Origin of the sequence: Vibrio sp. 10N.261.55.F4 (assembly GCF_041470465.1) — a bacterium.
GTDB classification, from domain to species: domain Bacteria; phylum Pseudomonadota; class Gammaproteobacteria; order Enterobacterales; family Vibrionaceae; genus Vibrio; species Vibrio crassostreae_C.
The window spans coordinates 1-4280 of record NZ_JBFRMM010000064.1; the positions used below are offsets into that span (position 1 = coordinate 1).

General features: G+C 37.6%; 5 protein-coding genes and 1 pseudogene. 5 read left to right on the forward strand and 1 reads right to left on the reverse strand.

Annotated elements, in window-relative coordinates:
* A pseudogene (locus AB4249_RS21770) lies at positions 1 to 125 on the reverse strand (IS110 family transposase); the annotation flags it as partial.
* Between the two features lie 1110 nt (positions 126 to 1235).
* Here AB4249_RS21770 and yqfB point away from each other — a divergent pair.
* The 5 genes from yqfB (at position 1236) to AB4249_RS21795 (ending at position 3635) form a co-directional block, all read left to right on the forward strand.
* Complete coding sequence (yqfB, locus tag AB4249_RS21775; RefSeq protein WP_372104777.1) at positions 1236 to 1547, forward strand: N(4)-acetylcytidine aminohydrolase; 312 nt, start codon at positions 1236 to 1238, stop codon at positions 1545 to 1547.
* Between the two features lie 197 nt (positions 1548 to 1744).
* Positions 1745 to 2128 (forward strand): GFA family protein, encoded by a 384-nt coding sequence (locus AB4249_RS21780; protein ID WP_017040584.1) that lies wholly within the window; start codon positions 1745 to 1747, stop codon positions 2126 to 2128.
* A gap of 200 nt (positions 2129 to 2328) precedes the next feature.
* Positions 2329 to 2676: a hypothetical protein gene (locus AB4249_RS21785; protein WP_054776246.1), complete on the forward strand. Its 348-nt coding sequence runs from the start codon at positions 2329 to 2331 to the stop codon at positions 2674 to 2676.
* Positions 2666 to 3145 (forward strand): hypothetical protein, encoded by a 480-nt coding sequence (locus tag AB4249_RS21790; RefSeq protein ID WP_229648417.1) that lies wholly within the window; start codon positions 2666 to 2668, stop codon positions 3143 to 3145. The genes AB4249_RS21785 and AB4249_RS21790 overlap by 11 nt, the downstream gene beginning before the upstream one ends.
* Before the next feature lie 184 nt (positions 3146 to 3329).
* Complete coding sequence (locus AB4249_RS21795; protein WP_017067214.1) at positions 3330 to 3635, forward strand: hypothetical protein; 306 nt, start codon at positions 3330 to 3332, stop codon at positions 3633 to 3635.
* Positions 3636 to 4280 lie beyond the last annotated feature (645 nt).

Below are 4280 nucleotides of genomic sequence, written 5' to 3' on the forward strand. Positions count from 1 at the left end.
GTAGTCAGTAGTTTAGAGCGGGTTACTGACTTATGAAGTATGACCTTACCATTTTGGTCTACGGCATGAAGACTAAAGTGGTTTTTAGCTAGGTCGATACCGCAGAAATAAGAATAATCAGACATGGTGCCTCCGATGCATTTAAGTACCACATAAGTGTGGCAGATCCTCGGTAGGGGGAATCCATGTCATTCGTTAGGTGTCAATTGATGGAGTGTCAATTCAAGGAGAGAATATGAAGTGTCCATATTGCGGTGTGAGAGTTAGCTACTTTAAAGCATGGAAAATTAGTCGTTGGAAAAACCATGTCTGTCTAAATTGCGGTGGTGAATCTAGCACAACGACAGGCAATGTTGTCTTGATGGTGGCTTGTGTATTGGTGCCTCTATTTTCGATAGACATGTTGTTTTCGAGCCTGCAACAACCGTTGCACCGAGGCCTGTATCTTGCTCTGGCAATATTATTATCTTACATAGCCCATAGATATATTGGGAAGCTTCAAAAAAGTAAGCAACAAAACACCTAACAAACGCTTCAAGAGGGACAGCCAACGCGTGGCATTTTTACTATGCGTTGGTTTTTGTGGTTACGGTGTTATGCGGAAAGTTCGTAGTGGCGTTGGCTGCCCCTTAAGCGGGCGTTATACGAACTCTGAGAATGCCGTTTTTTGGTTCAGTTCAGCGATTGAACCATTAGCTTTTTAGGTGTGAAAGTAGGGTGTTTTTCCTTTTTCTTTGTAGCCTTTTGGTGTGCGTTTCATCAGGTTCGGCATTGAACTATTATTGCCCAAAATTCAGGCGTTTCAGAAACTAATTTACGCTTCAATTGTTCTTTGGTTATGCCTCATTTTAGCCTGTATCAGTGTTTTCCTCTCAGCATTTTCAATCCCAATTGTGGTTAGGATATTTGGTTTATTAGCTCAAAACTTGCTGAAACCAAATCGTACAAATGGCGTAAGAAAAAGGGATTGTTTCGTTTCACAGTTATTGCTGTTGATTGAATATTTTGCTCGCTTAATTGAGCCAGTCTAATTAAACTCAATTTACAGCAAATCTTGGTAAATCAGTTCTTTACCAATTTAAACGGAACGAAAGCAAGGCTCGTATAACAAAGCAATCAACACGATGCTATTTACATTCGGCATTCGCGGTTTAGAGTATAATTGGTTTGGGAAGTCGGTCTTTCGCACGTGTTATTGCGGCGTTATGTGCTTATCAGGAAATAGGTGTAACTCATTGGATAAAATTACTTTTTTCTCGCGAATGGAACGTCAGATATTGGCAGGTCGTAAGGTTGCGACTATTCGTGATAAATCAGAAAGCCATTACTTTATTGGGCAGATTGTTGATGCTTACACTAACGAAGACAATCGAAAAATCTGTAGCCTAGAAATTCTAGGTAATGAACCAGTAGCTTTCGAACAACTTAATCGAATGCATGCTAAAGCTGAGAATTTACCATTTGTTTTTATTCTCAAATGGATCCTTCGCAAGATCTATCCAAACGAAAATGGACTGTATTTCATAACTTTTAAAGTATTAAAGTAAATGGTGAGCTTTCTACTTAACTCAACTACGCACATAACAAGCAATTTAAGCAGACTGTCAACGCTTGGCATGTTCAACTCGGTTTGGCTTCAGTGATTTAGGTGGTAAGTTTGAGTATATTGGTAGCGTTGTCAGCTACTTAATTGGGCGTTATAACTCATTCGTAATTTCTAGTTTCTACAATATGGAGAATGTATATGGATATTAAACAAGTACATAAAGCTACGTGTCATTGTGGCAAAGTTGAATTAGAGTTGAAAATGCCCAAGGGGTTGGAAGATCCAAGGCGGTGTTCTTGTTCTATGTGCCGTAAAAGAGGCGCAATAGCAGCCTCTGTTCTATTGGAGAATCTAAAAATTGTTAAAGGTGAAGATAATCTCAGCTTGTATCAATTCAATACAATGGCTGCAAAACACTATTTTTGTAAAACTTGCGGTATTTATACTCATCATCAAAGACGTTCAAATCCACATCAATTTGCAATTAATGTGGCTTGCCTTGAAGGTGTAAACCCTTATGAACTCGAGCCAGTAAAAATATACGATGGGATACATCATCCTTCTGACACAATAAAGTTATAACAAGGCATTTAAACGGAACAAAAACAGTGGGTTACGTTTCGCTTCGCTACACATTTTAACCCACTATTTTTGTCCGCTTAATGCGGCGTTATGTAACAAAAGGTAATGGTCAAAGTCACTGTAATTTCAGTTATTTTGACATCTATTGATGCCCATTAATTTGGTATAGAATAAAAACGTATTAAATGATGGAGGGTATCATGGCCAAGCAAGAGTATTGTTCAATCAAAGGATTTGAACCAAGTAATAGAACAAAAGAATATATCGAACAAATGGAGCACATTACTGATATGTCTTCGGTGCTGGAGAAGATCCTGTTTGCTATTCCCTTCTTCCAAATTTTTGCAGGTAGAGATTCTTACAAAGGAGTAGCTTTAGCATCTGCTTCTTATAATGTTTCAACGTATGATTGGCAGTTGTATGAAAGTGCAGTAAAAGCGATTGCTCCAATTGAAAGAGAACGCTTAGAAAATGTAGCTATGAGAGCAATGTTAGACACAAGTGGTGAGGAACGTAAATTTTGGGAGTGTGTATACAATGCATTATAAAGCTATATTATTAATTGTTAGTTGTATATTTTCGTCTTCTGTCTTATCTGAAAGTTGGGCTGAATTTTTAAAAAAAGATCTTAGCTATAAGTACCAAGCTTTAAATGTAAAAGTAGATGCTTGTAGTAAGCTGCGTGAAAGCTTTGTATTAAAACCAATAAAAAGTGATTGGTTTGGTACTTTGACAGATCAACAAAAGAAAGATGTTATTTTATTTGCAAGTGATTATGCGAGTAAGCAATGTTATAAATTGGAAGAATTAAGTTTTTCAAACGCTCTTTTACGTTATACCGCAGAGACCGGAGATAAAGAGCTTCTGGATAATTGGCTTGGTTTAAATAAATCTAATAAATATACAATTGAAGGCGTGGACTCTGTTGGTGCTGAAAATGTAATTGAATTTATAAATCAAGAGTTCACACAACCATTTCAGCCAATTGAGCTTATTAAATATTTAAAGTTATATTAACAAAATTGGAAAGTTACATAACAATTGCATCAACACGATTTACTACACTCGGCATCTTAGGTTGCCGGGTGTTTCTCGTTTTAAGGCGTTAATTTTAAGTATAATTGCATAGTAGTAAACGTGTTATGCAGGCGTTAGCCGAATCTATTAATCCGATATGTAATATTGTTTCTAAGGGGTATTTATGAGTCTTATATCAGTCAAAGTGAGTTCGAAAGCATTAGAGCATATTCGTTCTTCTACTAGTAAGAATCAAGAGCAGATGGCGCTTAAAGTTATATCTGGCGACCTATTTCATATTGTTGATACTATAAATAAATCTCGTAAAGTTCAATTAACAATGGCAGACCAATTAGCTCTCACTTTAGGTGATACTTCAGCAATTTGGCGTGCTCATCAGGAAGATGCAACCGACTTTGACATATTGTTTAATATGCTAAGCAGTAAGCCAGATAAAGAGTTTGTTTTCTCTTATAAGTTGATCGGCTAACAAGAGCTTTAAACGGAACTAAAACAGTGGGTTAGGTTTCGCTTCGCTACACATTTTAACCCACTATTTTAGTCCGCTTAAGCAGGCGTTATAAGTCACATGGAGTTTGATTTAGTATGAAGAATAGAGAGTGCCTTAATTGTCAACAGAAGATTTCACTTAGTTGGTTTTTATTTAGTGGAAATAGGACAAAGTATCGCTGTACCCAATGTTCAGCTTTGATCGAATGGACACCAAGACGCTCCTATTTAGGCATGTTTGTTGGCGGTTCATCAGCGCTGAGTTTTACATTACTTGAATCGTTGATTCCCTCAATGAGTATACGAGTGATAATGATGTTAATTTTGGCAGTCATACTGGCATTTTTAGTACCGAAGCAGTTCAGAATCATTGACGAAAGTGCCTTATAACAAGTCATTTAAACGGAACAAAAACAGTTGGCCGTCGCTTCGCGATTTTAGCCAACCATTTTTGTCCGCTTAATGAGGCTACATGGATTCCCCCGGTTGTCAAACATCCGCTAAACTTATGTTGATGGGTTTTGGACTGCCGCTCTACATTCGGCCTACTTATCGACGATTCGCATACGTCGTGGCCCTGATGACTTTGCGCGACTGCGGTGCCTTATTCGTTAGATGACATCTA